This window comes from Rhizobium aureum (assembly GCF_030182495.1).
GTDB lineage: Bacteria > Pseudomonadota > Alphaproteobacteria > Rhizobiales > Rhizobiaceae > Rhizobium > Rhizobium tropici_C.
In genome coordinates, this window is the sequence record NZ_JAQJCI010000009.1 from 107307 (window position 1) to 132496 (window position 25190).

At 60.2% G+C, this 25190-nt stretch carries 25 protein-coding genes, 1 tRNA gene and 1 riboswitch; of the genes, 15 read left to right on the forward strand and 11 right to left on the reverse strand.

What is annotated here, in order from left to right; all coding sequences use genetic code 11:
- Positions 1-49: 49 nt before the first annotated feature.
- Positions 50-958, reverse strand: a complete 909-nt coding sequence (gene osmF, locus PH552_RS20800) for a glycine betaine ABC transporter substrate-binding protein OsmF (protein WP_112343727.1) — start codon at positions 956-958, stop codon at positions 50-52.
- Positions 959-1402: 444 nt separating this feature from the next.
- Between osmF and PH552_RS20805 the strand changes: the two genes are divergently transcribed.
- From PH552_RS20805 to PH552_RS20815, 3 genes are all read left to right on the forward strand, one after another.
- On the forward strand, positions 1403-2629 hold the full coding sequence (locus PH552_RS20805) for a LysR family transcriptional regulator (RefSeq protein ID WP_112343728.1): 1227 nt from the start codon (positions 1403-1405) through the stop codon (positions 2627-2629).
- An 89-nt stretch (positions 2630-2718) separates the two neighbouring features.
- On the forward strand, positions 2719-2952 hold the full coding sequence (locus tag PH552_RS20810) for a hypothetical protein (RefSeq protein ID WP_112343729.1): 234 nt from the start codon (positions 2719-2721) through the stop codon (positions 2950-2952).
- A gap of 233 nt (positions 2953-3185) precedes the next feature.
- Positions 3186-3572, forward strand: coding sequence for a hypothetical protein (locus PH552_RS20815; protein WP_183762573.1), 387 nt, complete (start codon positions 3186-3188; stop codon positions 3570-3572).
- 81 nt (positions 3573-3653) lie between these two features.
- Here the strand turns inward: PH552_RS20815 and PH552_RS20820 are convergent, their stop codons facing one another.
- The 5 genes from PH552_RS20820 to PH552_RS20840 all read right to left on the reverse strand — a co-directional run bounded on the left by PH552_RS20820 (position 3654) and on the right by PH552_RS20840 (position 7002).
- The gene (locus tag PH552_RS20820; RefSeq protein WP_285166269.1) at positions 3654-4037 is read right to left on the reverse strand and encodes a putative quinol monooxygenase; all 384 of its coding nucleotides are present in this window, start codon (positions 4035-4037) and stop codon (positions 3654-3656) included.
- Positions 4038-4098: 61 nt separating this feature from the next.
- A complete protein-coding gene (locus tag PH552_RS20825) occupies positions 4099-4977 on the reverse strand; it encodes a glycosyltransferase family 2 protein (RefSeq protein WP_183762576.1) in 879 nt (292 codons plus the stop codon).
- Positions 4978-5167: 190 nt separating this feature from the next.
- Complete coding sequence (locus tag PH552_RS20830) at positions 5168-5716, reverse strand: hypothetical protein (RefSeq protein WP_183762578.1); 549 nt, start codon at positions 5714-5716, stop codon at positions 5168-5170.
- A 112-nt stretch (positions 5717-5828) separates the two neighbouring features.
- Positions 5829-5904: transfer RNA gene (locus PH552_RS20835), tRNA-Thr, on the reverse strand.
- 138 nt (positions 5905-6042) lie between these two features.
- Positions 6043-7002, reverse strand: coding sequence for an NAD(P)H-dependent flavin oxidoreductase (locus PH552_RS20840; RefSeq protein WP_183762580.1), 960 nt, complete (start codon positions 7000-7002; stop codon positions 6043-6045).
- Positions 7003-7374: 372 nt separating this feature from the next.
- On the opposite strand from PH552_RS20840, the gene PH552_RS20845 reads away from it, so the two are divergent.
- Entirely contained in the window at positions 7375-8613 is a 1239-nt protein-coding gene (locus tag PH552_RS20845; RefSeq protein WP_183762582.1) for a hypothetical protein, read from the forward strand.
- Positions 8614-8636: 23 nt separating this feature from the next.
- Here PH552_RS20845 and ppk2 read toward each other — a convergent pair whose 3' ends face one another.
- Entirely contained in the window at positions 8637-9518 is an 882-nt protein-coding gene (ppk2, locus tag PH552_RS20850; protein ID WP_112343734.1) for a polyphosphate kinase 2, read from the reverse strand.
- A gap of 246 nt (positions 9519-9764) precedes the next feature.
- Between ppk2 and phoR the strand changes: the two genes are divergently transcribed.
- From phoR to phoB, 7 genes are all read left to right on the forward strand, one after another.
- The gene (gene phoR, locus PH552_RS20855; protein ID WP_112343735.1) at positions 9765-11021 is read left to right on the forward strand and encodes a phosphate regulon sensor histidine kinase PhoR; all 1257 of its coding nucleotides are present in this window, start codon (positions 9765-9767) and stop codon (positions 11019-11021) included.
- Positions 11022-11205: 184 nt separating this feature from the next.
- Entirely contained in the window at positions 11206-12240 is a 1035-nt protein-coding gene (locus PH552_RS20860) for a substrate-binding domain-containing protein (protein ID WP_183762584.1), read from the forward strand.
- A gap of 74 nt (positions 12241-12314) precedes the next feature.
- The gene (gene pstC / locus PH552_RS20865) at positions 12315-13796 is read left to right on the forward strand and encodes a phosphate ABC transporter permease subunit PstC (RefSeq protein WP_183762586.1); all 1482 of its coding nucleotides are present in this window, start codon (positions 12315-12317) and stop codon (positions 13794-13796) included.
- Positions 13793-15127 carry a phosphate ABC transporter permease PstA gene (gene pstA, locus PH552_RS20870; protein ID WP_183762588.1) on the forward strand — a complete coding sequence of 445 codons (1335 nt, stop codon included), beginning with the start codon at positions 13793-13795 and terminating at the stop codon, positions 15125-15127. The genes pstC and pstA overlap by 4 nt, the downstream gene beginning before the upstream one ends.
- 14 nt (positions 15128-15141) lie before the next feature.
- A complete protein-coding gene (pstB, locus tag PH552_RS20875; RefSeq protein WP_112343739.1) occupies positions 15142-15957 on the forward strand; it encodes a phosphate ABC transporter ATP-binding protein PstB in 816 nt (271 codons plus the stop codon).
- Positions 15958-16008: 51 nt separating this feature from the next.
- A complete protein-coding gene (gene phoU / locus PH552_RS20880) occupies positions 16009-16722 on the forward strand; it encodes a phosphate signaling complex protein PhoU (RefSeq protein ID WP_112343740.1) in 714 nt (237 codons plus the stop codon).
- Between the two features lie 31 nt (positions 16723-16753).
- Complete coding sequence (gene phoB, locus PH552_RS20885) at positions 16754-17437, forward strand: phosphate regulon transcriptional regulator PhoB (RefSeq protein WP_004128368.1); 684 nt, start codon at positions 16754-16756, stop codon at positions 17435-17437.
- A gap of 190 nt (positions 17438-17627) precedes the next feature.
- Here phoB and PH552_RS20890 read toward each other — a convergent pair whose 3' ends face one another.
- On the reverse strand, positions 17628-18155 hold the full coding sequence (locus PH552_RS20890; protein ID WP_183762590.1) for a GcrA family cell cycle regulator: 528 nt from the start codon (positions 18153-18155) through the stop codon (positions 17628-17630).
- A 126-nt stretch (positions 18156-18281) separates the two neighbouring features.
- A complete protein-coding gene (locus PH552_RS20895) occupies positions 18282-18575 on the reverse strand; it encodes a hypothetical protein (RefSeq protein WP_183762593.1) in 294 nt (97 codons plus the stop codon).
- Positions 18576-18579: 4 nt separating this feature from the next.
- On the opposite strand from PH552_RS20895, the gene PH552_RS20900 reads away from it, so the two are divergent.
- The 3 genes from PH552_RS20900 to PH552_RS20910 all read left to right on the forward strand — a co-directional run bounded on the left by PH552_RS20900 (position 18580) and on the right by PH552_RS20910 (position 22013).
- Positions 18580-19779, forward strand: a complete 1200-nt coding sequence (locus PH552_RS20900; protein WP_113249771.1) for an aspartate aminotransferase family protein — start codon at positions 18580-18582, stop codon at positions 19777-19779.
- A gap of 168 nt (positions 19780-19947) precedes the next feature.
- Positions 19948-20865 (forward strand): ornithine carbamoyltransferase, encoded by a 918-nt coding sequence (gene argF / locus PH552_RS20905; RefSeq protein WP_069611241.1) that lies wholly within the window; start codon positions 19948-19950, stop codon positions 20863-20865.
- Between the two features lie 158 nt (positions 20866-21023).
- Positions 21024-22013: an Hsp33 family molecular chaperone gene (locus PH552_RS20910; protein ID WP_113249770.1), complete on the forward strand. Its 990-nt coding sequence runs from the start codon at positions 21024-21026 to the stop codon at positions 22011-22013.
- A gap of 18 nt (positions 22014-22031) precedes the next feature.
- On the opposite strand, the gene apaG is transcribed toward PH552_RS20910, so the two are convergent.
- Positions 22032-22424 (reverse strand): Co2+/Mg2+ efflux protein ApaG, encoded by a 393-nt coding sequence (apaG, locus tag PH552_RS20915; RefSeq protein WP_069611387.1) that lies wholly within the window; start codon positions 22422-22424, stop codon positions 22032-22034.
- A gap of 610 nt (positions 22425-23034) precedes the next feature.
- On the opposite strand from apaG, the gene PH552_RS20920 reads away from it, so the two are divergent.
- Positions 23035-23748 (forward strand): DNA helicase, encoded by a 714-nt coding sequence (locus PH552_RS20920; RefSeq protein ID WP_183762596.1) that lies wholly within the window; start codon positions 23035-23037, stop codon positions 23746-23748.
- 81 nt (positions 23749-23829) lie between these two features.
- On the opposite strand, the gene PH552_RS20925 is transcribed toward PH552_RS20920, so the two are convergent.
- Positions 23830-25017: an O-succinylhomoserine sulfhydrylase gene (locus PH552_RS20925; protein WP_112343747.1), complete on the reverse strand. Its 1188-nt coding sequence runs from the start codon at positions 25015-25017 to the stop codon at positions 23830-23832.
- A gap of 43 nt (positions 25018-25060) precedes the next feature.
- Positions 25061-25139, reverse strand: a riboswitch (SAM riboswitch).
- Between the last annotated feature and the right edge of the window lie 51 nt (positions 25140-25190).

The window sequence follows — 25190 nt, forward strand, 5'->3', positions numbered from 1 at the left end:
CCGCGGCTCCACCTTATCAAAATGGAGCCGCCAGAGCAGCGTCGATGCCTTACTTCAGAAAGCCATTGTCCTTGAGGTAGGATTCGGCGACAGCCTTGGCCGGCTCGCCATCGACCTGGATGCGGCCGTTCAGCTTGCGCAGCACATCGGCAGTCAGGCCCTTGAAGATCGGAGCTAGAACCTCTTCGATCTTCGGATTGGCCTTCAGCACAGCCTCGCGGATGATCGGCGTCGGCGCATAGACCGGTTGCACGCTCTTGTCGTCCTCGAGCACGGTCAGTTCGGCCGCTTCGATGGCGCCGTCTGTGCCGTAGACCATCGCCGTGTTGACGCCGTTGGTCTGGTCGGCCGCAGCCTTGATCGTCGCGGCGGTATCGCCGCCCGAGAGCACGACTTCCTGATCCGGCTTCAGCTTGAAGCTGTAGGTGGTCTCGAAAGCCGGCAGGGCTGCCGGAGAATTGACGAATTCGGAAGAGGCCGCGATCTTGATTGGGCCGCCGCCAGCGACCCACTTGCCGAAGTCCGACATGGTCTTCAGCTTGGCTGGGCCGGCGACATCGTTGCGCACGGCGATCGCCCAGGTATTGTTGGCGGGCGAAGGCGTCAGCCAGACGATCTTGTTGGCATCATAGTCCAGCTTCTTCGCCAGATCGTAACCCTGCTGCAGATTCTTCCAGGCCGCATCGTCGGCCTTGTTGAAGAAGAAGCCGGCATTGCCGGTATATTCGGCATAGATGTCGATTTCGCCCGCGGTAATCGCCTTGCGGACCACAGGCGTCGTGCCGAGCGCGATGCGGTCCTGCGCCTTGATGCCGTTGGCATTGAGTGCTGCGAGAATGATGTTGCCGAGCAGCGTGCCTTCAGTGTCGATCTTCGAAGAGACGACGACGTCGGCGGCGTTGGCGCCGCTGGCAAGGAGCGCCGTCAGCGTGGCGGCAAGTGCAAGCTTCTTGAACATGATGTTTCCCTTTGTACCCCGTTAAATCTTTGCTCTGCTTGTCCGCGTCGCCTGGCAAGGCCGCTACCCGGACAGGCAGGCTTCGAGTGGGCCGGCGGCCCACAGGCGAATTCGTGGCTGCTTCAGGCACATAGCGCGTATCGCGGAAAAATCGATGTCGCCCGATTCCCGTTGCAGTCGCGCGATTATGACGAGCGTACTCGACATTCGCGCGAAATTGGATTTCTTTTTTCGGGGGCAAGTGCGTTTGTTTTTGTTCCCCTTACCCGTTTGGCGCTGTTCCGATCTCATTTTTGCGGCTGGATCAGTGAGGCGACCAGGAAACGATAGCTGTCGCTTTTCGGCTTAGGGATATCTTTTTTCAAGAACACATCATATCGTCGGGATATCGTTGATCTTCTTGCGGCCGAGCCAGGATGCGTGCTGCGGATAAGGGGATGGGATTTGTATCTCGGTGCTTTGTTCGTAGCCGATATGGTATTCTCCATTGGCTCCGTGAGGGAAACTGCGCGGCGTCTGTCCTTTTCAGCGTCGACCGTCTCCGGTGCGCTGCGCCGGCTCGAGACCGAGCTTGCCATGAAGCTGGTCGAGCGGGCATCCGGCGAGCTTGCGACCCTGTTGGCGAGCTCGAAGGTGCAGAAGGGGCTGCAGCCTATTCTCGGCAGCATCCGCCGGCTTTCAGTCCTGATGAAAGAGCCGCCGGCGCCGGCGGATTATGACCAGTGGGCCGCGCGGCTGCCGTTGAAGATCGCCACCATCGAACGTTTTCTCGAAGTCGCCGATCAGGGCAGCATCAATCGCGCCGCACGACGCCTGCGTCTCGGCCAGCCGCAGCTTTCCTTGCAGATCGCCAATCTGGAGGAGTTGTTCGGCTGCCGCCTGTTCGAGCGGCAGGCACAGGGCTCGGTGCTGACGGAAGCGGGGCAGGAGGTTCACGCCATTCTCGCCGCGATCGCACAGGCCTGGGACGAGATGAAAGCGGCGGCGGACGAGCGCTTCCAGCGCACTGCGCGTGCGGTCCGCATCGGATCGATCATTCCCACAGGTTCGGAGAGTTGGGTGGCGCGCTCGCTTGCAAGCCTGGTGTCGCGCTGGAACATCGGCGGTAACAGCAACATGCTGTCGCTCATGCTGATGACGGCCGACGATCTGCGCGAAGCGCTCCGGTCCGGCCGCATCGACGTCGCCATCGTGGATTCCGTCTTCGGCCTCGACGCTTTCGAACATATGGAGCTGGTGGCGACGGACATGGTGGCGATTGCGCCGCCTGATAGCACTGAGCAGACCTTTGCCGCGCTCATGGAAAACCATCCGCTCTGCGTGCCGAGCCCGCGCACCGGCATCGGCAATGCCGCGACTGCTTTCGGCTATGACAGCCGCGATCGCCGCCGGTTTCGCGGTCGCGATATCACCTCGGCCGACTCGCTGCCTGTCATCGTCGATCTCGTCGCCAACCACGGCTATGTCTCGTTCCTCGGCCGCGTCAGTGCCTTACCGATTGCCGACAAGGTGCGCATCGTCGATCCGGATGAGCTTTTGCCGCTCTCCTACCATCTCGCTCATAATGGCCGCAAAGCTTCGGTCGAAGCCTGCCGGCTGATCCAGCAGGCGGTTCGCGAATTGATCGGCGATATGGTGACGCCGCGAAAGCGCCTGCCCTCCCGAAGCTAGCGGAACTATTGCGCCATTTTCGCGTTCAGGTAGGTTAGTCCGGGCGTACATAGCCGGGGGGCACGTTCGGCACCCAAGGAGACCATTAGATGAAAATTCTTGCAACGGCGCTTATCGCATTTGGTATTCTCGCTTTACCCGCTACTTACGCGGAGGCGCGTGATCATCATCACCGCTGGCACCATCATCGGCCTGTCGTGAAGCATCATCACCATCGCCGCCACTATTACCGCCCTCATCACGGCTGGCATCACCATTACGGCTGGCGGCATGGCTCACGCCATCATCGCTGGCACAGCCGGCCGCATTTCTCGCATAACTGACAGTCGCGGATAGATGAGAAAACGGCGCCTTGAGCGCCGTTTTCGACAGCCGGCGCGATTGACCTTGCCTCGCGTCCTGACCGTTAACGTCGCGGCGCGATAAAGCGCACCGCGAAAGTGCCTGCGGCCACCCCAAAGTGGAACCATCAAAGGCTCGGCTGCGTTTATATACTGGTCCGGACGACGCGAATGATCCGAGTCGCGTTTGCGTCCGACATTCAAGGAGGCTGGAAATGAAAATTCTGGCAACAGCGCTCATAGCGCTAGGCATGCTCGCGCTGCCTGCAACCCACGCCGAGGCGCGTCGTCACCACCATCATTGGCACCACCATCACCACCGAGTGATGGTTTATAGTCACTACTATTATCCTCGCCATTACTATCGCCCGTATTACCGTCCGTATTACTACCGGCCCTATTACGGTTATGATGAACCCTATTATGGCGGTTATCAGCCACTTTACTCGTTCGGTCTGTTTGGCGGTTTCGGCGGCTTTCACCACCACCACCATCACGGCTGGTACGGTGGAGATGGATACCGTCATGGCGGCTATTACGGCTGGCATGGCGGCGGCAGACATTGGCGGTATTACAGCCAGCCGCACTTCTCGCACAACTGACCAGCCGGCCGATGGCAAAACGGCGCCTTTCGGCGCCGCTCTTTGAGGAGATTACTACCGGCTTGCCAGGCTTTGGCCGGCTCAAGCCGGGGTCAGAACGTGAACGGCGCGATCGGCCATCAAATGGCTCACCTTCTCGCCGTAAGCGGCCATGTGCGCGGACGCCGCATGGGCTTTCAGCGCCTCCATGCTTTCCCATTTCTCGACCACGACGAACGTATCGGGTCCGAAGGCAGGATCTGCTCCTCCGACATCGACGACGGCGGTATATTCGATGCAGCCGTCTTCGGCGTGAACGGCCGGAACGTTCGCCTGGAAGATGTCGAGCACCTCGGCGCGCTTGCCGGGCTTCGCGGTGAGGATGGCGAGAACGTGGATCATGATAATGTCCTTGAAACGATAGACGATAGGAAATGAAGAACGACGGACGCCGCCGATGATGCGGCCGGTTTCAATCTCTATCACGGAACGGGGCGATCCAAACGCCGAACTTCGGTTTTGGCCGTGCGGCGAATGCTGCGCGGCCTCACATCCGGTTGATATGCTTCGGATCCAGCGACCCACTCAGCAGATGGCCGAAGGCGATGAGATTGCCCTGCAGACGGCCACGGCGGTCGATATAGGGCGGCGGGTTGAGGGAGCCGGCGAGGTTTGAGGCGACGTTGCCGCCCATCAGCTTGAGCGCCCATTTGAGCGAGACGGAACGCTTCTTGACGAGATAGAGCGGATTGGCAACCTGAGAATAACCAAAGCGCAGGCCCGATGTGCGCCCGGCCTTGACGCCGAGATGGACGCCGCGCAGGCGATTGAACCTGACGATCTTGCCGAAGGGACGAAGCCGCCGGCAGAGATCCACGTCTTCCTGCCAGGCGTAGAGCGGCAGATCCTCGTCGAAATAGATACCATTTGCGAGCATCGCCTTCCGGCGGAAGATCATGTTGCAGCCATAGGCGTTATGCGTGTCCTCGATCACCGGCGCCGGAAAGGGCGTGGCATCGGCTGCGAGCGCTTCGTCCGCTTCCTTCGCAGTCAGGCCCGGCCCGAGGATGCCATCACGGATGACCTCGCCGGTCGCCACTACGATCTCTTCATCCGCCTCGAACAGGGCTTCCGCTTCGGCAAGATAGTTTGTTGCCGGGAAGAAATCGTCATCGAAGAAGACGATCACATCGATGCCGACAGCCGCGTCGATAATCGCATTGCGCTGCGGGCAGCTTCCCTGCGGCGAGGAGAGGACCGTCACTGGAAACGGCGCGGAACTCAAGCGCGCCATGTCGATATCGCCGTCCTTGGTCGGGCACAGGAAGAGGTGATCCGGCTTGCGTACCTGTGCGGCCAGTCTGTCGATCATTGCGGCGAGAATCGCCTTGCGACCGCACGTCGCTACGCCAACGGCAATTTTCATGGTGCATCCCCCGAGCCTTGTCCCGGGATGCACAGAACCATCGAAATCTGAATCTTTGGTTGTATTAATCGCCTGCATTCAACGCATCGCCATAAAGCCGCTCTATCCGCCGGCAGCGAGACGGTCAGACTTAGGTCGAAGGGGCCATAGTGGTTGGCCGCGCGCTGATTTTAAAATGGCTCATTTGAAGTTACTGGGGTGTATAAGGCTTGCATTTATAGGGTGTTGAACCTTCCTTGTCGCGAACGACCGCATTGCCTTCGGGATCAAGCTTCAAAGTCCAGGACGTTTGCAAGCCGTTCGAGCCCATGAAACCTCCCATGAAGGTCACGTCCTCTCCCTGCCGGTTGAACGCGGTGACACCGCCAAGGTGGCGTTGATATTCCTGCGGGCGCATGACGACGCCGACGAGAGCCGCTGATCCGGTGGATGCTGACAGACCGTATCCGCCATTGGGCGCACAAGGCGTCATGTCGGAGATAAACGGGCCGCTGACACAACTGAGGATGTGGCCGAACTGCTTTTTGGAGTTCAGGTGAACGGATACGTCAGCATCGCCGTCACCCTTGCAGAGCAGATGCATTGGCTTCTCTGCAGGCGTTGCCAACGCCGTTCCAGCAGCTGCCAGATAGGCGGTAACGGCGATTGCGTTTATGAGCTTCATTGAGGTCTCCGGTTCAGCCATCATCAGCTCACACTTTCGAAACTCGAATGCAATCCATTTTGTTCTGGATTGCATTCGATCCCTGAATAGGGCGCTTCGGACTGCGATACTGCAGCCACGAACATAGAGCGAAGAGGCGCCAAGGAACGGCAGCTCGGCTCATTCATGCTCAGTGTTTGGAAACAAATGGTGCCGCTTACGTGACTCGAACACGTGACCCCATCATTACGAATGATGTGCTCTACCGACTGAGCTAAAGCGGCATTCTGCGGAGCATTCGGTTCGGCCCCGCGATTTGCATGGCGCTGATACAGTCTATGCGGTCAGATTTCAAGCGCTCAAATTGCCAATTGGCAAAAAAGCGAGACGCTTGTGAAAAAAGAACCGCTTTTCGGCGCTGCTCAAAGCGACAGCCGGGCGCGCGCCTGCCGGTATTCCGCTTCCAATCTGTCGACGAGGGCTGAAACTGGCCGGATGGATTTGACGGCGCCGATACCTTGGCCGGAGCCCCAGATATCCTTCCAGGCCTTCACGCCGGTGGTGGCGGCTTCGAAATCCATTTTCGAAGGGTCCGCTTCGGGCAGGTTGTCGGGATCCAGGCCGGCGGCGCGGATCGAGGGCTTCAGATAATTGCCGTGGACGCCGGTGAAATAGTTGGAATAGACGATATCGGCGGCGGTGCCCTCGACGACCGCCTGCTTGTAGGCGTCCGCCGCGCGCGCCTCTTCCGTCGCGATGAAGGGCGAGCCGATATAGGCGAGGTCGGCGCCGGCCGCCTGCGCCGCCAGGATCGCGCCGCCGGTGGCGATGGCACCGGCCAGCAGCAACGGCCCGTCGAACCATTCGCGGATTTCCTGCACGAGCGCAAAGGGCGAAAGCTGGCCGGCATGGCCGCCGGCACCCGCTGCCACGGCGATCAGCCCGTCCGCGCCCTTGCGGATCGCCGAGTTCGCATGCCGGTTGTTGATGATGTCGTGCAGCACGATGCCGCCATAGGAATGCACGGCCGCATTCACCTCGGGCACGGCGCCGAGCGAGGAAATGACGATCGGCACCTTGTATTTCACGCAAAGCATGAGGTCGTGCTCCAGGCGCTTGTTTGACGTATGGACGATCTGATTGACGGCAAATGGAGCTGCTGGTCGCTCCGGATTTGCGGCATTGTATGCGGCAAGATCCTCGGTGATCATCGCCAGCCACTCGTCCAGCTGACTTTCCGGGCGCGCATTGAGCGCCGGAAAGGAGCCGACCACACCAGCCTTGCATTGCGCCAGCGTCAGCGCCGGGTGTGAGATGATGAAGAGAGGCGAAGCCACAACCGGCAGGCGCAGACGTTCGGTCAGGATGGAGGGAAGGGCCATGAACATCATCCGATATTTGACGTTTACGAAAACGTCAAAGGGATAGCAGATGTGGATCGTGAGGGGAAGATGGAGGCGGTAGGCAATGGGTAATGGGCAATAGGCAATAGGCAATAGGCTGAGTGATTGACCGCATCCGCGATCGCGGTTTTTCGCTCAGCCTACTGCCTACTGCCTACTGCCTACTGCCTCCCTCCACCCCATTTGCGTCGTCTTTGCCCTTTATCCCCGCCCGAGTGCCCGCAGCGTCAGCCGGAGGCTTGCGTATTGCCGGATGGGGCGTTACCGAATCCGGTTAACGAATGATAAAAGTATGGCTGTCTTGCTCGTGGAGTACGCGAGTATGCCGCGAGTAAGAGTAAAGGACCTGATGTGAGCGGATTAGAAACGGCTATCAGAAGCGCGTTGGAGCGGTCCGATCGCGCCAATCCGGAAATCCGGGCTCGTATCTATCAATCGGCACGGCAGGCGCTGGAAGCCGGTCTTCGCAAGCAGGACATTACCGATATCGATGTTGTCTCCGCCCAGCGTCAGCGGCTGGAGGCGACGATCCGGCAGATCGAGGCCGAGGAGCGCACCCGCCCGGCACAGGAGGTGTCAGTTTCGCCGCAGCTCGACGCCCCGCATGTTTCCCCCGCCGCACATGAGGTGGAAACCGTGCAGCGGCCGGATCCCGTCATGAGCGTGCGCGGTGAAACCCGCGACCCGCCGCCTTCGGCGCGTGCGCCTCAGGCCGCCGAGCCGATGTCGGTGGCATCAGCGGCGCGTGAGAGCGATTTCGGCGACATGCGCGCCGGTCCGGCCGATCATCTCGGTGCAGATAGCGACACGCACTCCGTAGCCGATGCGCCAGCTCGGACCCGATCGATGAATTTCAAGCCGGAGCGGGCGGCCGTGCGCCGCAAGCCGCGCAAATTTTTTTCGCGCCTGCTGATCTTCTGCATCCTGCTTGCCTTCCTTGGTGTCGGTGCCTGGTGGATCAAGACATCGGGCGTGTTCATGTCCGCCGCGCAGAGAGATACGAGCGTGCGCAACCCGCCGGCGCATGTCGATTCGCAGGATTTCAGCGGCAACAGCAGCGATGACGATACGTCCGAGGAGGACGATAACAGCGGTCCCGTCAATCCTGGACTGGCGACCATCGACCCGCAGAACAGCTTCTCCGACGAATGGGTCGAAGTCCTGAAGCCGACGGACGCCCAGAAGGTTACGACCGGCCAGCAGTCGAAGGCGGAGAATGTCTCGGAGAATGAGGGACCGGCCGTGCGGCTGACCTCGCTCAGCAGCGGTTCGGACGGCAATGCCACGGTCGAAGTGCCCGTCAATGTGCTGCAGCAGATGGCAGGCAAGGCATCGACGATCGCATTGACACTGCAGTCCACCTCGGATGCGCCGACGCAGATCACCGTGGAATGCGATTTCGGCTCGCTCGGCCGCTGCGGACGTCATCGCTTCACCGTCAGCCGCCAGAAAACGGATGCGCTTTTCCAGATCCAGTTCGATCGCTCGCTGGCGCCGACCAGTCCCGGCCGCCTCGTCATCAACAGCGATGTCGACGGCAAGGCTCGTGGCGTCAATGTCTATGCCATCCGCGTTCTGCCCGGGCAGTAAGCTTCGAGTCGGATAGCTCTCGCCTATTTGAAAAAGCTTGCTCCCATGCCGAGGATCTTGTCGTCGATCTCGCCGATGGCTTTCTTGTCCTTGCCGTCATAGTCGAGCGTCAGCAGAATGTGACGGATGAGGTTCAGGCGCGCCCGCCGCTTGTCGTTGGCGCGGATGACGGTCCAGGGCGCGTGATCGGTATGCGTTTCCTCCAGCATGCGATCGCGCTTTTCGCCGTAATCCTTCCATTTCGGCAGGGCGGCGATATCCATGGAGGAAAGCTTCCACACGGCACGCGGATCATGACGCCGGTCGTGGAAGCGCTTCAGCTGCATCTCCCGGCCGATATCGAGATAGAATTTGAAGAAATGTATGCCGTCCTGGACGATGAGCTTTTCCATCCGGGGTGCCTGCTTCAGGAACTGCTCGTATTGCTGCGGTGTGCAGAAACCCATGACCGGTTCGACGCCGGCGCGGTTGTACCATGAGCGGTCGAACAGCACGAATTCGCCCGCCGTCGGGAACTGGGCGACATAGCGCTGGAAATACCATTGGCCGGCCTCGCGATCCGTTGGCTTGGTCAGTGCCACGACGCGCGCCAGGCGAGGGTTCATATGTGCCGAGGTCGCAGCGATCGATCCGCCCTTGCCGGCGGCATCGCGCCCTTCGAACAGCGCCATCACCCGCTTGCCGGTCGCCTGTAGCCAGAACTGCACCTTGATGAGCTCGATCTGCAGCGCCTTCAGCTCCTCCAGATATTCTTCTTCCTTGAGTTTCTTCTTGTAGGGATAGTCGCCTGATGTCAGCGCCTGGTCATCGATCCAGCTTGGCAGAACGGGATCGTCGACATCGAACAGGCGCTTTGTGCCATGGATATCCAGTTCCACCGCGCGGCTTTCCGCTTCCTCTCCCATCTATCGGCTCCTCGGTCGTTTACGCTTCGTTAATCCTGCCGCTCGGCCGCGGCAAAAAAGCTCTTCGGGGAAGTTGGCGCTTTTATCCAATAGTTTCAAGCCCTTTGCCCACTTCCTCTTTTGCCGGCTACATTTATTATGGTCAGTTACCGGCTTCTGTGGATGGAGCCGAATACTTCTGTCATGAATCACGTCTAAGACGCGGAATCCAGCATTCCATGATGGTAGGCGAAAGGACGGGCGCATTTGGAAGACGAATGGTCATTTGTCAGGAAGTTGGCGGCGCGGCTGCGGCAGGAGGTTGCCATCCTCGTCTTGGCGACGCTCATCGCCATATTTGCGCTCATTGAAGGCATCAATACCGGTGCCGTCGTCTGGATCTGGATCATCGTCGTAATCGTCGCGCTGCTGCGCCCGCCGCTGGTGGAGCGCGTGGTGATGCCGTCGCAGGCCGAACCGGCGCCGGTCGATCCGCAGGCATTGTTGCATACCGTTTTCTCAGGCTTGGCGGCGCTCGATATGCCGGCGCTGATCATCGACCGTGAGGCATCCGTGCTGCTGCAGAATGCCGCAGTCGAAAAAGCCTTCGGTGCGTTTCCGATCGGCGCCCATATTTCTTCGAAGCTGCGCTCGCCGGCCCTGCTCGACATGGTGCGCGAAACCATCGCGACCAACACGCCGAACCAGATCGAGCATTCCGAGCGCCTGCCCTCGGAGCGGGTCTACGTTGTCCGCATCGCGCCCATCGACGTGCCGGAGACGGGTGCGCAGGCGGAAGCGCTTTTCCTGCTCTCCTTCCGAGACATATCCGAGCTGCGCCACATCGATCGCATGCGCTCCGATTTCGTCGCCAATGCCAGCCATGAATTACGCACGCCGCTCGCGTCGCTGCGGGGCTTCATCGAGACGATCCAGGGACCTGCCAAATCGGATCCGAAGGCGCAGCAGCGCTTCCTCGGGATCATGCTCGACCAGACGACACGCATGAGCCGGCTGGTCGACGACCTGCTGTCGCTGTCCAGGCTGGAGCTGAAGTCGCATATCGCGCCGGATCAGAAGGTGGATCTGGTGCCGCTGCTCGGCCATGTGCGCGATTCGCTGCTTCCCCTTGCCGGAGATCTCGACGTCTCGATCAACCTGCATCTGCCGCCCGGCAAGGTCGAGGTATTGGGCGATCGCGACGAGCTGGTGCAGGTCTTCGAAAACCTGATCGAGAACGCCTGCAAATATGGTCAGGAAGGCAAGTCGGTGGACGTATCCCTCCAAAGCGATGCCGGCCAGGCCGTCGAGGTCGTCGTCTCCGACAAGGGGCCAGGGATTCCCGCAGAACATGTGCCGCGTCTGACCGAGCGCTTCTATCGCGTAAACGTTGAGGACAGCCGCTCCAAGAAAGGCACGGGTCTCGGGCTTGCCATCGTCAAGCACATTCTCACCCGCCACCGCGCCAGATTGATCGTCAAGTCGGAAGTGGGGAAGGGAACCGACTTTACCGTCCGTTTCTGAATGCCTCTGTGAAACCTCTATTTCCGGTCGCATTTATCCAAACAATTTCAGTTAGATGGACTGTCATAATTGTTTCACTCGCCTGACATAAAAGGGCGGTGTTTTCGCCGGTAAGAATGGATGGCTGAAAAGGTGGATGTGGCGTCCGCCGCGGCGCTCTTCAAAGCTCATTAGGGGATTCATTATGAATGCTTTGAAATTATCCATTCTTGCGCTGGTTGCGTCGGCCGCCTTTTCAGGTGCTGCCATGGCGCGCGATCAAATCCAGATCGCCGGCTCGTCTACGGTATTTCCGTATGCCAAGATCGTCGCCGAATCCTTTGGCGAGACTTTTACCAATTTCAAGACTCCCATTGTGGAGTCCGGTGGCTCCGGGGCCGGCCTGAAGGAATTCTGCAAGGGTGTCGGAACGGATTCCATCGATATCGCCAATTCGTCGCGGCCGATCAAGGACAGCGAAGTTCGAGCCTGCAAGGCCGCCGGCGTTGCAGATATCCAGCAGATCAAGATCGGTTATGACGGCATCGTCTTCGCCTTCGACAAGAGCAATCCGGATATCAGGTTCGAGCCGGTCGATCTTTACAAGGCGCTCGCTGCCGAGGTCGTCGTCGACGGCAAGCTGGTTGCCAATCCTTACAAAAAATGGTCGCAGATCAACCCGTCGCTGCCGGACTTCGAGATCGCGGCCTATATTCCGGGCGAGAAGCACGGCACGCGCGAAGTCTTCGAGGAAAAGGTGCTTGCTGCCGGCTGTAAGGCTTCCGGTGCGGCCGGTGTGATCAAGGCCGCGGTTGAGGATGCCGACCAGCAGGCCAAAAAATGCATCGCGGTGCGCAAGGATGGCGTTGCGGTCGATATCGACGGCGACTATCCGGAAACACAGGCCCGCATCAATGCCAACAAGCATGGCATCGGCGTTTTCGGCCTCTACTTTTTCCAGAACAATGCCGACAAGCTTAGGGTCGCCACCGTCGGCGGCATCGTGCCCTCGGGGCAGACGATCGCCGACGGCACCTATCCTGTGTCGCGGCCGTTGTTCTTCTACGTCAAGAAGGCTCATCTGGGAGTCATCCCGGGCCTCAAGGAATATGTCGATTTCTTCACGAGCGATCAGATGATCGGACCGGACGGCCCGCTGGCGGAATACGGCCTCGTGCCTGCGCCGGATGCTGAGCGCGACCAGATCCGTAAGGATTTCTCGGGCGGAAAGATCATGTGAGTGCGTAAGGATCGAGCACCAGCGTGGCTTTTCGCTGCGCCGGCGTTCGCCGGGGAATGGGCCGGGGAATGGGAATGAGTGTATCGCTGCTGCTGCTGTGCCTGTCGGTCATCGGCGCCTCCGCTTTTGTGCTGGGGCGGGTGAGGGCGGCTGCGCTATCGGGCGGCAGGCCATCGTCCATGCATTCCCGGCTCGGCTATCACGGCGCCTATGCCGCCATATGGGCGGTACTTCCGCCCTTAGCGCTCGTCTGCGCCTGGTTGATCGCCAGTCCCATCGTCATTGATCGCCTGGTGACCAAATCCTTTCCGGAGGAGGTAAAGTCTCTGCCGCAGGCGGAGCTCAATCTCAGCTACGGCATGGTGCGCAGCATCGCCCGCGGTATGCGCCTGCTGGAGAGCCAGGAGCTTGCGGAAGTTGCCGGCGGCACGGCCGACCTGCAATTGCTGCTGGCGCAGAAGGGCGTGCCGCTCGCCATCCGTCCCACCGGCTACATGATCGATGCCGCCAACAAATACAACGGCATGCGCGAAATCAGCCGCATGGTGATGTCCGCAGTGGCGATCCTCTTGTCGCTGCTTTGCGCGCTCTATGGCCTGCGCGTTATCGCTCCGCGTTTCCGCGCCCGCAACCGTGTCGAGCAGGTCATTCTCGGCGCACTGATCGTTGCCTCCTCCATTGCCGTTCTGACGACGGGCGGGATTGTCGTTTCGATGTTTTCGGAAGCGGCGCGCTTCTTCGGCATGGTGCCCGCCAGGGAATTCTTTTTCGGAACCGTCTGGGATCCGCGCTTCACCGGCGCCGGCTCGCAGACCTCGGGCACCTTCGGCCTGATACCGCTGCTGGCGGGAACGATCTATATCGGCTTCGTTGCCATGCTCTTTGCCGTACCCATCGGTCTGTTCGCCGCGATCTATATGGCCGAATATGCGTCGGCGAGAGTCCGCTCCATCGCCAAGCCGATGCTGGAGGTTCTGGCCGGCATTCCCACGATCGTCTACGGCTTCTTCGCCCTCGTCACCGTCGGTCCCTTCCTCAGGGACATCTCTGCCGAGATCAATGGTCTGTTGACGGGAGATTACAGAAGCTTCATCGAGGCTCAGAGCGTGATAACGGCAGGCTTCGTCATGGGCGTCATGCTCATCCCTTATGTCTCCTCGCTGTCGGACGATATTATCATGGCCGTGCCGCGGTCGCTGCGCGACGGTTCGCTCGGGCTTGGCGCCACGCGTTCCGAAACGGTCAAGCGCGTCCTGCTGCCGGCAGCGCTTCCGGGCATTGTCGGCGCCCTCTTGATGACCGCGTCTCGCGCGATCGGCGAAACGATGATCGTGGTGCTGGCTGCCGGCGTCGCCGCCCGCATGCAGCTCGATCCCTTCGAGCCGATGACGACCGTGACCGTGAAGATCGTCAATCAGCTGACCGGCGATCTGGAGTTCACCTCGCCGCAGACGCTCGTCGCCTTTGCACTCGGCATTACGCTGTTCTGCCTGACGCTGTGCCTCAATGTCTACGCTCTCTACATCGTCCGCCGCTATAGGGAGCAATACGAATGAGCGGCGTCGTATCCTCCCCGATGTCGAATATGCCGCGGGGCCTCACGCTAGGCGCCCCGGCGCGGCGTGATATCGGCATCAAGCGGCGCTATGCCGCCGAGCGCCGCTTCCGCGCCTATGGCGTCACGGCCGTTATCTTCGGCCTCGTCTTCCTTGCCATCCTGGTCTCGACCGTGGTGCGCACCGGCTACAGCGCCTTTGTTCAGACATCGATCACTCTGCCGATCGAATTCACCGAGGAGGTGATCGACCCCGCGGCCAAGCGGGCCACGGATCCGAAGGTGCTGATCGGTGCCAATTACCTTGTGCTGGTGCGGGACGCGCTGGTGAAAGCCCTGAGCATCGATCCCACCAATCGCGCGCTCGTCCGAGAGGCGACGGCGATGGTATCGGATAGCGCCAGGATCGCGTTGCGCGACAGGGTCGTCGCCAATCCCTCGATCATAGGGACGACGCAGAACGTCACCTTCCTTGCCAGCGCCAATATCGATTCCGCCAACAAGGGCCAGATCGATCTCACCGTCGACGAGAAGGATCGCAAGATATCCGACCGGCAGATTGCCTGGATGAAGCAACTCAGCGAAAGCGGCGCGCTTTATAAGGCGTTTAATACCGGTCTCTTTGTGGCCGGCAATTCCAGCCGCCCGGAAGCATCCGGCCTCGGCGTCGGGCTGATCGGCTCGCTCTACCTCATGCTGACCGTGCTCGCGCTTGCCTTGCCGGTTGGTGTTGCAGCCTCGATCTATCTGGAAGAGTTCGCGCCGAAGAACCGGCTGACGGATCTGATCGAGGTCAATATCAACAACCTCGCAGCGGTGCCCTCCATCGTCTACGGCCTGCTGGGCCTCTCGGTCTTCATCAACATGATGGGACTGCCGCGTTCGGCCTCGCTCGTCGGTGGGCTGGTGCTGAGCCTGATGACGCTGCCGATGATCATCATCGCGACGCGCTCGGCGCTGCGCGCCGTGCCGCCGTCCATCCGCAGCGCCGCGCTCGGCCTCGGCGCATCGCGCATGCAGGTGGTCTTCCATCATGTCCTGCCGCTCGCCATGCCGGGCATCCTGACGGGCACCATACTCGGGCTTGCTCATGCTCTCGGGGAGACGGCGCCGCTGCTCTTGATCGGCATGGTCGCCTTCGTCGCCAACTATCCGACATCGCCCCTCGATCCCTCGACGGCGCTGCCGGTGCAGATCTACATGTGGGCGAGCGAAGCCGAGCGTGCCTTCGTCGAAAGGACGTCCGGCGCCATCATCGTCCTACTTTTCTTCCTCGTCGCGATGAACATCGGCGCCATCCTGCTGCGCCGCCGCTTCGAGCGGCGCTGGTAAGGGAGGGCCGAGAAATGAACATGATGAGCGAAGCGGCAAGCGAAAGAGCCTTGGCCAAGAAGATGACCACGATCCCCTACAAGATGATCGGCCAGGACGTTTCGGTCTTCTACGGGGACAAGCGCGCGCTCTTCGACGTCAACCTGAAGATTCGCGCCAATACGGTGACGGCCCTCATCGGCCCTTCCGGCTGCGGCAAATCCACCTTCCTGCGCTGCCTCAACCGCATGAACGATACGATCGACACGTGCCGCGTCACCGGCAAGATTACGCTCGACGATCAGGACGTCTACGACAACAGCATCGATGTCGTGGAATTGCGCGCCCGCGTCGGCATGGTCTTCCAGAAGCCCAACCCGTTTCCGAAGTCGATCTACGAAAATGTCGCCTACGGGCCGCGCATCCATGGCCTGCATCGCTCCAAGGCCGATCTCGATCATATCGTCGAGACCAGCCTGCAGAAGGCGGGCCTGTGGGGCGAGGTCAAGGACAGGCTTCATGATGCTGGCACCAGCCTGTCGGGCGGTCAGCAGCAGCGTCTGTGCATTGCGCGCGCCGTTGCCGTCAGTCCGGAAGTCATCTTGATGGACGAGCCGTGCTCGGCGCTCGATCCGATCGCAACGGCGAAGGTCGAGGATCTCATTCACGAGCTGCGGGAAAACTTCACGATCGTCATCGTGACGCATTCCATGCAGCAGGCCGCCCGCGTTTCGCAGCGCACCGCAATGTTTCATCTCGGCCATCTGGTCGAGGAGAACGACACCGATAAAATGTTCACCAATCCCGACGATTACCGCACGCAGGATTACATCATGGGCCGTTTTGGTTGATGATATCAAGCGCGCGGCCCCTTTCACACAGTTCACCTTGAGGATAGAAAAATGGTCTCCACACACATTCTCTCTGCCTATGACGAAGACCTGAAGTTCCTGACGCGCCGTATTGCGGAAATGGGCGGCCTGGCCGAGCAGATGGTCAGCGACAGCGTACGCGCATTGGTCCAAAGCGATGCTGCCCTTGCGCAGAAGGTCATCTCCGACGACGTCGTTCTCGACCATGCCGAGCGCGAAGTCGGCGACAAGGCGATCGTCACCATCGCCCGCCGTCAGCCGATGGCAGCCGACCTTCGTGAAATCATGGGATCGATCCGCATCGCTTCCGATCTGGAGCGCGTCGGCGATCTCGGCAAGAACACCGCCAAGCGCGTCATCGCCGTGCAGGGCACCGGCGTTCCGCGCCGTCTCGCCCGCGGCATCGAACACCTTTCCGAATTGGCACTGAGCCAGCTCAAGGAAGTTCTGGATGTCTACGCCACCCGTTCGCCCGACAAGGCCGTATCGATCCGTGAGCGCGACGAGGAAATCGACGCCATGTACACCTCGCTCTTCCGCGAGATGCTGACCTACATGATGGAAGATCCGCGCAACATCACCACCTGCACGCATCTTCTCTTCTGCGCCAAGAACATCGAGCGCATCGGCGACCATGCCACCAACATCGCCGAGACGATCTATTACATGGCGACCGGCGCTCAGCCCGAAGGCGAGCGTCCGAAGGATGATACCGCCAATACCGTCGGCGCGGTGACGGAATAATCTGGAAGTGAAGAAAGGAGACCATAAGCGCATGGTTCCGAGAGTTGCTGTTGTAGAAGACGAGGAAGCGCTCAGCGTTCTGCTGCGCTACAATCTTGAGGCCGAAGGCTTCGAGGTCGACACGATCCTAAGAGGCGATGAGGCTGAGCTGCGTCTCCAGGAGCGCATCCCCGATCTCCTGATCCTCGACTGGATGCTCCCCGGCGTATCGGGCATAGAGCTCTGCCGCCGGCTGCGCATGCGGCCGGAGACGGAGCGCCTGCCGATCATCATGCTGACGGCCCGCGGCGAGGAAAGCGAGCGCGTGCGCGGGCTTTCGACCGGCGCGGACGACTATGTCGTCAAGCCGTTCTCGACGCCGGAGCTGATGGCCCGCGTCAAGGCGATGCTGCGGCGTGCCCGTCCGGAGGTGCTCTCCACGGTGCTGCGTTGCGGCGATATCGAGCTCGATCGCGAAACTCATCGCGTTCACCGCAAGAGCCGCGAAGTGCGGCTGGGGCCGACGGAATTCCGCCTGCTGGAATTCCTGATGTCCTCGCCCGGCCGCGTCTTCTCGCGCTCGCAGCTGCTCGACGGCGTCTGGGGTCACGATATCTATGTCGACGAACGCACGGTCGACGTCCATGTCGGCCGCCTGCGCAAGGCGCTCAATTTCTCCAATATGCAGGATGTCATCCGTACCGTTCGCGGCGCGGGCTATTCCATGGAAGCCTGAGCGGCTTGCCGCTCGGGTATCAACATTACAGCTCCACGCGTCTTTCAAGACGCGTTAAGGTCGCTGTAACATCTTGAAATGCTGCATAATTTTCTCTTAAATCGATTCCGGTTTAAGGAATTATGCAGGAGCGGCGGAAATAGAAAAACGGGCCTCGAGGGGCCTGTTGCTCTTTGTCTTGCTGTCACTTTCAGCCGTTGTTGCGCCGGCGGTCATGCACTGGCTGGTAGGCCATGCGCTGATGATAGGTGCAGTAGGGCGACGAATCCGGGCTGTCATTGCCGCAGAAGTGGAAATCGTCCTTCAGCGGATCGCCGACCGGCCATTTGCAGGTGCGCTCCGTCAGCTCCGTCAGGCCGAGGCGGCGGGAGATCGGAACGACGACGTTCGCAGCCGGGCGATACTGGATTTCGTTGACGGAATCGACCTCGATCTCTTCCTTCAGCATGGTTACGCCCTGCTGGCGGGTGACGACCGTCCGTGTTGCAACGCGCGATCCGTAGCTCGTGGCGCGGGGTGCTGCAGCACTGCGCTTCGGCGTGCGCGTCGCGGTTGCCGTGCCGCCGGCCTTCGCTCGGCCGGGAAGGTTCAGGCGATGTACCTTGCCGATAACGGCATTACGGCTCACGCCACCGAGCTGCGCAGCGATCTGGCTGGCGCTCAACCCTTCGGACCATAGCTTTTTCAGCTTCTCGACGCGTTCGTCTGTCCAATTCATGCCCTGTCTCCGCTGTCGCGTTTCCGATGGCAGAATCCCTCACCATTGCCTCGCATGGGAACGAGGCGCGAAACGCTCTAAAATTGTGGTGACTAGTTCCGCCGCATGCAGTCTAGCAATTGCTTTTTAACCTAGTGTGAGGCTGACTCCGTGACAAGAGTCGCGGGAATCTTGAGGAATCGATTTCGAGGTTTTCCCCAACTTGCTGCCCCGGCGTGGCATTTCTGCAATAGGAGCCGCCGAAGCCGTCTCTTTTGCCGGCAAGCGCTTTCTCGCACCTGCTAAAACGGCAGTTTTGTTGACATCGCGGTGCAAAACATCAATAGTGCCCAGGCCGCCGCAAGGCGGCATTTTTGATTTTTTCGGGCCCGTTTCATCAAATGGAAGCGATCGGTCCTTAAAGTTGTGATCAGGAGACATGGCCATGGCCGAGACCACGCCGCTTTACGACACCTACCTGCGCGCTCCGCTGCGGTTCGAGCGAGGCGAGGGCGTCTGGCTGGTTACCGAAAACGGCGAGCGCTATCTCGATTTCGCAGCCGGCGTGGCAGTCAATTCGCTGGGTCATGCCCATCCTCATCTGGTCGCCGAATTGAAGGCGCAGGCCGACAAGGTCTGGCACCTGTCCAACCTCTATGAAGTACCGGGCCAGGAAAAGCTGTCGAAGCGTCTGACGGAAGTGACATTCGCCGACAAGGTGTTCTTCACCAATTCGGGCGCGGAGGCGCTGGAATGTGCCATCAAGACGGCGCGGCGCTATCAGTTTGCCAAGGGGCATCCCGAAAAGTTCCATATCATCACCTTCGAAGGCGCCTTCCACGGCCGCACCATCGCGACGATCGCCGCCGGTGGCCAGGAGAAGTATATCGAAGGCTTCGGTCCGAAGGCGCCGGGTTTCGATCAGGTGCCGTTCGGCGATCTCGATGCCGTGCGTGCCGCCATTACGGATGCGACGGCTGGAATCCTCATTGAACCAGTTCAGGGCGAGGGCGGCATTCGTCCCGCGACCAACGAGTTCCTGCGCGGACTGCGTGAGATCTGCGATGAGCACGGCCTGCTTTTGATCCTCGACGAAGTACAGTGTGGCGTCGGCCGCACGGGCAAGCTCTTCGCCTACGAATGGGCCGGGATCAAGCCGGATATCATGGCGGTCGCCAAGGGCATCGGCGGCGGTTTCCCGCTCGGCGCCTGCCTTGCGACGGCGGAAGCCGCCTCAGGCATGAAGGCGGGAACGCACGGCTCGACCTATGGCGGCAATCCGCTCGCCATGGCGGTCGGCAATGCCGTTCTCGACATCGTGCTTGCCGAAGGCTTCCTGCAGCATGTGCGCGATGTCGCCCTGGTGTTCCGCCAGGGGCTCGCCTCGCTCAAGGACCGCTTTCCCGATATCATCGAGGACGTTCGCGGTGAAGGCCTGATGCTCGGCATCAAGGCGGCCATTCCGCAGGGAGAGCTGCTGCAGGCAATCCGTGCCGAGCATCTGCTCGGCGTTCCGGCCGGCGACAACGTCATCCGCCTGCTGCCGCCGCTGGTCGTTACAGCCGAAGAAGCACGCGAAGGTCTTGCTCGCCTGGAGCGAGCCGCCGAGCGTGCGCGCGCTGCCCGCACGAAAAAATCGGCTTGAGTTCAACGCCCGTAGATGGGGCGATTACTGCGCCGCGCGTCGAGGCGACGCGCAAGGGCGCAGTAACATTTAGGAATCGCATAAGCTTTCCATAAATCGATGCCGATTTAAGGGCTTATGCGTGCCCCACGCGGGCGTTATTGTTTTTTCTGGAGCACAGGTAAGGACATGGCTTCTCCGAAACACTTTCTCGATCTCTCTGCCGTCCCGGCTGCCGATCTGCGCAATATCATCGACGATGCGATCGTCCGAAAGAGCGCGCAGAAGGCTGGCACGGCCGACAAGCCGCTCGCCGGCAAGATGCTGGCGATGATCTTCGAGAAGCCGTCCACCCGTACCCGCGTTTCCTTCGATGTCGGCATGCGTCAGCTGGGCGGCGAGACGCTGTTCCTCTCCGGCACGGAAATGCAGCTTGGCCGCGCCGAAACGATAGGCGATACGGCGAAGGTGCTGTCGCGCTATGTCGACGCGATCATGATCCGCACGACCGATCATTCCCGCCTGCTGGAGCTCGCTGAACATGCGACCGTTCCGGTCATCAATGCGCTGACCGACGATACGCATCCCTGCCAGATCATGGCTGATATCATGACCTTCGAAGAGCATCGCGGCCCCATCAAGGGCAAGACGCTCGCCTGGACGGGCGACGGCAACAACGTGCTGCATTCGCTGATCGAAGGTGCGGCACGCTTCGGCTATCGCATGAATATGGCGGTACCCCTTGGTTCCGAGCCGAAGGATCACTATCTGAACTGGGCCCGCAACGAGGGCGCCGAAATCATGCTCTCGCATGATGCAGACCGTGCGGTCGCCGGCGCCGATTGCGTGGTAACCGATACCTGGGTTTCCATGAATCAGGAGCACCGGGCACGCGGTCACAACGTCTTCCAGCCCTATCAGGTCAACAAGGCTTTGATGGCACAGGCCGGCAAAGACGCTTTGTTCATGCATTGCCTGCCCGCCCATCGCGGGGAGGAAGTGACGGACGAGGTGATCGATGGCCCGCAATCCGTTGTCTTCGATGAGGCGGAAAACCGCCTTCATGCGCAAAAGTCGATTCTTGCTTGGTGCCTGGGCGCGATCTGAAGATATCAAGCCGCGTCTCAAGGGCGCGGGCCCTAGAGCCGGATGGTCCTAGGTCGAAGCGACCTAGGACCTGAATCCGGTCTAGAATCAAAGAATAGAGCATGACGGCGCCCGAAAACCGCTCTCACTTTTCGGCGTCATGCTGCAGGAGTAAGCTAATGGCAGAAAATGCCGCCTCGCTGGGTCAGTTCGATTTCGCCGGTGACGATCACGTTGTCCCCTTCCAGGTGGAAGGTCTGGATGTGCGCGGCCGTGCCGTGCAACTTGGTCCGCTGCTGGACGCCATTCTCGCCCGGCACGACTATCCGGCGCCGGTCGCGCGGCTGCTCGCCGAAGCCATCGTCCTGACCGTCCTGCTCGGCACGTCGCTGAAATTCGAAGGCAAGTTCACCGTGCAGACCAAGGGCGACGGTCCCGTCGACCTTCTGGTCGCCGATTTCTCAACGCCGGAAAACGTTCGGGCCTACGCGCGTTTCGACGAAGAGGCGCTGGCCAAGGCAGTTGCGGAAGGCAGAACCGAGCCTGAGCAGCTGCTAGGCAAGGGCGTGCTCGCCTTCACCATCGATCAGGGCCGCTTCAGCCAGCCTTATCAGGGCATTGTCGCGCTTGATGGCGCCTCGCTGGAGGAGATTGCCGGCACCTACTTCCGCCAGTCTGAACAGATCCCGACACGCGTGCGCCTGGGTGCCGCCGAACTCTTCGATCGCGATAGCGACGGCAAGCCGCGTCACCGTTGGCGCGCCGGCGGCCTGATTGCGCAGTTTCTGCCCGAAGCGCCTGAGCGCATGCGCCAGCCGGACCTGCATGGCGGTGATGGCGATACCGGCATGCGCGACCACGTCGAGGACGATGCCTGGGCGGAAGCGCGCAGCCTGGTGGAAACCATCGATGCCGACGAGTTGACGGATCCGCAGGTCGGCACCGAACGGCTCCTCTATCGCCTCTTCCACGAGCGCGGCGTGCGCGTTTACGAGCCGAAGGCGGTTTTCGATCGCTGTTCGTGCTCGCGTGATAAGCTGAAGGGTGTGCTAAAGGGCTTCACGGCCGAAGAGATCGAGGCAAGCCAGGACAATGGCGAAATCGCCGTGACCTGCGAGTTCTGCTCGACGACCTATCGTTTCGAAGTGTCGGAAATAGAAGCAGCTTGACGCTGCACGTGGAGCGGCTCAGTTCAGCGTGCGCAGCAGGTTTGGCGTATCGAGGGAGAAGGCGGGGATCTTGACATGAAATTGCTCCCCGTCGTCCGTTTCCATCTGGTAATGGCCGAACATCATGCCTGACGGCGTGTCCAGCGGGCAGCCCGAAGAATATTCATAGGTATCGCCGGGCTTCAGGTGCGGCTGCTCGCCGACCACGCCGGGTCCCGTCACCTCATCCACGATGCCGTTCATGTCGGTAATGTGCCAATAGCGCGTCACCAGCTTGACGGCTTTCTTCGAATGGTTGGAGATGACGATGCGATATCCCCAGACATAACGATCGTCGTCCGGATCGGATTGCTCCTCCAGATAAAACGGCTCTACCACCACCTCGATGTCGCGTGTGAGGGCGCGATACATGCTCGATACCTTGCCACTGCGCTGAAACGTCCGGCGCTCTTTCAAGCGGGGTGAACGTTCCAATATTTTCCTTTTCGCGGCATCTTATCCGCTTTCCACTGCTCCCGCAAAGTGCAGGATATCTAGCGGTATCCTATAACCTATTCCTTCCGTCAAGGAACGGCGTGATGAAAACTTGCGTGAACAGCCAATGCCTGCCGCAATTTAGCTATTACGGCTAATGATGAAGGTTAACGGAGCGCTCCCAAAAGTATCTCGATCTGCTTGCCATTTGATCTTACCCGCCTTAGTGCCGCCAGCCCCGTTTCCAACGTGCAAAAACGCTTGCCGCAATTTCAGGTGCACTTGCAGGTCGGTCATCATATCTGTGCTTCCTGCAATCAAAATCTCCAGATCATATAATTCCTTGTCCGGTCTTATGTTCCGCTCGAAGAGAGCCGCGATTTTCTGTCGCAAAAATTTCGGCTATCATGTGATTCTGGCAATGCCCATGCCTCCCCCCTCCATTTGGGAAAGTATATTTCATGCGGGGCCGTCGATATCCAAACCGACTGTTTGAGCGCCTGGCATAAGGAGGGGTTGCGGTCACTGCTCGCAATAGGAGGTTTATATGAGGCTTTCTGCCCCTGTTTATCATTTGAAGCGTAAGGCGAGGCTCCTGTCCCGTCAGCAGAATATCCCCTTGCATGCCGCGCTCGATCGCATCGCGATCGGCGAAGGTTTTGGAGGCTGGAGTTTGCTTGCAAGCAAAACGAACACAGCCGTGTCCGCCAGTGAACTGTATTCACGTTTAAGCCCTGGCGATCTGGTGCTGATCGGCGCGCGGTGCGGTCACGGCAAGACCCTGATGAGCTTGCGGCTCGCCATCGAAGCCATGAAGGCTGGCAATCGCGGTGCCTTTTTCACGCTGGAAGACACCGAGAAAGTGGTTCTGGACCGTTTTCCGATGATCGGTGCCGATCATGCGGAATTTGCATCGCTATTCGAATTCGATAATTCGGATGCCATCAGCGCCAACTATATCGTCGGGAAGCTGGCCGAGGCGCCGCGCGGCACATTGGCGGTCGTCGATTTTCTGCAGCTGCTCGATCAGAAGCGGGAAAAACCGGAGCTGATGATCCAGGTTCAGATGTTGAAGGCGTTTGCGCGCGCCAGAGGCGTGATCGTCGTCTTTGTCTCGCAGATCGATCGCTCCTACGATCCGGCGCTGAAACCCTTGCCCGATCTTTCGGATGTTCGCTTGCCGAACCCGCTGGATCTCAAATTGTTCAACAAGATGGTCTGCCTGAACAACGGCCTGGTCGAATTCAAGGCCGCCAGCTGACCAGCTGACCCATGTCTTGCGAGATCGCCCGATGAGGGCAGGTTGGGCCGCCCAGATTTTCTCTGGGCGGCCCGATTGCAATCAGGCGGAAATCTGCTCGAGCGCGCGAGCGAAATCCTCGACCAGATCGGCGCTGTCCTCGATGCCGGCGGAGAAGCGCACGGTACCCGGCGAAATGCCGAGTTCGGCGCGGGCTTCGTCGGTGAGGTTCTTGTGCGTCGTGGTGGCCGGATGGGTGATCAGGCTCTTCGAGTCGCCGAGATTGTTGGAAATCTTCACGATCTCCAGCGCGTTCTGCAGTTTGAAGGCTGCTTCCTTGCCGCCCTTCAGTTCGAAGGCGACGAGGGTCGAGCCGCCGCTCATCTGCTTGGCGATGATATCGGCTTGCGGATGGTCCTTGCGGCCGGGATAGATCACGCGGGCGACCTTGTTCGTCTGCTCGGCCAGAAAGTCGGCAACCTTGGAGGCGTTCGCCGTCTGCTGCGCAACGCGCAGCGGCAGCGTCTCGATGCCCTTCAGCAGCGTCCAGGCGGTGAAGGGAGACATGGCCGGGCCGGTATGGCGGAAATAGTCCTGCAGGTTCTCGTCGATCCACTGCTTGTCAGAGAGGATGACGCCACCGAGAGAACGGCCCTGGCCGTCGATATGCTTGGTGGCGGAATAGACGACGATATGGGCGCCGAGTTCCAAAGGCTTCTGGAAAAGCGGCGTCGCGAAGACGTTGTCGACCACGACCTTTGCGCCGATCTGATTGGCAAGCTTGGCGACGGCGGCAATATCGACCACTTCCAGCGTCGGATTGGTCGGGCTTTCGAGGAAGAAGAGCTTGGTGTTCGGGCGGATGGCCTTTTCCCAGTTCTCGGTGAAGCGGCCGTCGACCAGCGTGCATTCGATGCCGTATTTCGGCGCGAGCGTCTCGACCACCCAGCGGCAGGAGCCGAAGAGGGCGCGGGCAGCGACGATATGATCGCCGGCCTTCAGCTGGCAAAGGATGGCGGCGGAGACGGCGGCCATACCGGACGCGGTGGCGCGAGCATCTTCGGCGCCTTCCAGCGCGCACATGCGCTTCTCGAACATGTCGTTGGTGGGGCTGCCGTAGCGGGCATAGATGAAACCATCCGTCTCGCCCTTGAAGCGGGCTTCCGCCGCTTCCGAGGTGTCGTAGACGAAGCCCTGGGTCAGATAGATTGCTTCGGAGGTCTCGCCGAATTGCGAACGGAGCGTTCCGCCGTGAACGAGCTGGGTTGCGGGGCGCCAAGTCTTGCTCATGCCATCACCACTTTCAAAACAAAAAAACCGGTCGCAAAAGCAGACCGGTTCAACCCCGGTCTTTTTAGCCATTTGTTTAACGTGGCTGCAAGCCGACCGGCCAAATCACCACGGGATAAGTTGCAATACTGCCGTTGACGGCTTGCGTCAATTCCCCGAGTTTGGTTTTGTCT

What these genes read in the sequence shown, in the direction of transcription:
- pstB (WP_112343739.1), top strand. Translation starts at nt 15,142, where the DNA reads ATGAACATGATGAGCGAAGCGGCAAGCGAAAGAGCCTTGGCCAAGAAG.
- apaG (WP_069611387.1), bottom strand. Translation starts at nt 22,424, where the DNA reads ATGTATCGCGCCCTCACACGCGACATCGAGGTGGTGGTAGAGCCGTTT.
- phoB (WP_004128368.1), top strand. Translation starts at nt 16,754, where the DNA reads ATGGTTCCGAGAGTTGCTGTTGTAGAAGACGAGGAAGCGCTCAGCGTT.
- PH552_RS20815 (WP_183762573.1), top strand. Translation starts at nt 3,186, where the DNA reads ATGAAAATTCTGGCAACAGCGCTCATAGCGCTAGGCATGCTCGCGCTG.
- phoU (WP_112343740.1), top strand. Translation starts at nt 16,009, where the DNA reads ATGGTCTCCACACACATTCTCTCTGCCTATGACGAAGACCTGAAGTTC.
- PH552_RS20830 (WP_183762578.1), bottom strand. Translation starts at nt 5,716, where the DNA reads ATGCAATCCAGAACAAAATGGATTGCATTCGAGTTTCGAAAGTGTGAG.
- ppk2 (WP_112343734.1), bottom strand. Translation starts at nt 9,518, where the DNA reads ATGGGAGAGGAAGCGGAAAGCCGCGCGGTGGAACTGGATATCCATGGC.
- PH552_RS20920 (WP_183762596.1), top strand. Translation starts at nt 23,035, where the DNA reads ATGAGGCTTTCTGCCCCTGTTTATCATTTGAAGCGTAAGGCGAGGCTC.
- PH552_RS20910 (WP_113249770.1), top strand. Translation starts at nt 21,024, where the DNA reads ATGGCAGAAAATGCCGCCTCGCTGGGTCAGTTCGATTTCGCCGGTGAC.
- pstA (WP_183762588.1), top strand. Translation starts at nt 13,793, where the DNA reads ATGAGCGGCGTCGTATCCTCCCCGATGTCGAATATGCCGCGGGGCCTC.
- PH552_RS20810 (WP_112343729.1), top strand. Translation starts at nt 2,719, where the DNA reads ATGAAAATTCTTGCAACGGCGCTTATCGCATTTGGTATTCTCGCTTTA.
- PH552_RS20860 (WP_183762584.1), top strand. Translation starts at nt 11,206, where the DNA reads ATGAATGCTTTGAAATTATCCATTCTTGCGCTGGTTGCGTCGGCCGCC.
- PH552_RS20840 (WP_183762580.1), bottom strand. Translation starts at nt 7,002, where the DNA reads ATGGCCCTTCCCTCCATCCTGACCGAACGTCTGCGCCTGCCGGTTGTG.
- PH552_RS20925 (WP_112343747.1), bottom strand. Translation starts at nt 25,017, where the DNA reads ATGAGCAAGACTTGGCGCCCCGCAACCCAGCTCGTTCACGGCGGAACG.
- PH552_RS20900 (WP_113249771.1), top strand. Translation starts at nt 18,580, where the DNA reads ATGGCCGAGACCACGCCGCTTTACGACACCTACCTGCGCGCTCCGCTG.
- PH552_RS20895 (WP_183762593.1), bottom strand. Translation starts at nt 18,575, where the DNA reads ATGTCTCCTGATCACAACTTTAAGGACCGATCGCTTCCATTTGATGAA.
- pstC (WP_183762586.1), top strand. Translation starts at nt 12,315, where the DNA reads ATGAGTGTATCGCTGCTGCTGCTGTGCCTGTCGGTCATCGGCGCCTCC.
- osmF (WP_112343727.1), bottom strand. Translation starts at nt 958, where the DNA reads ATGTTCAAGAAGCTTGCACTTGCCGCCACGCTGACGGCGCTCCTTGCC.
- PH552_RS20825 (WP_183762576.1), bottom strand. Translation starts at nt 4,977, where the DNA reads ATGAAAATTGCCGTTGGCGTAGCGACGTGCGGTCGCAAGGCGATTCTC.
- PH552_RS20890 (WP_183762590.1), bottom strand. Translation starts at nt 18,155, where the DNA reads ATGAATTGGACAGACGAACGCGTCGAGAAGCTGAAAAAGCTATGGTCC.
- argF (WP_069611241.1), top strand. Translation starts at nt 19,948, where the DNA reads ATGGCTTCTCCGAAACACTTTCTCGATCTCTCTGCCGTCCCGGCTGCC.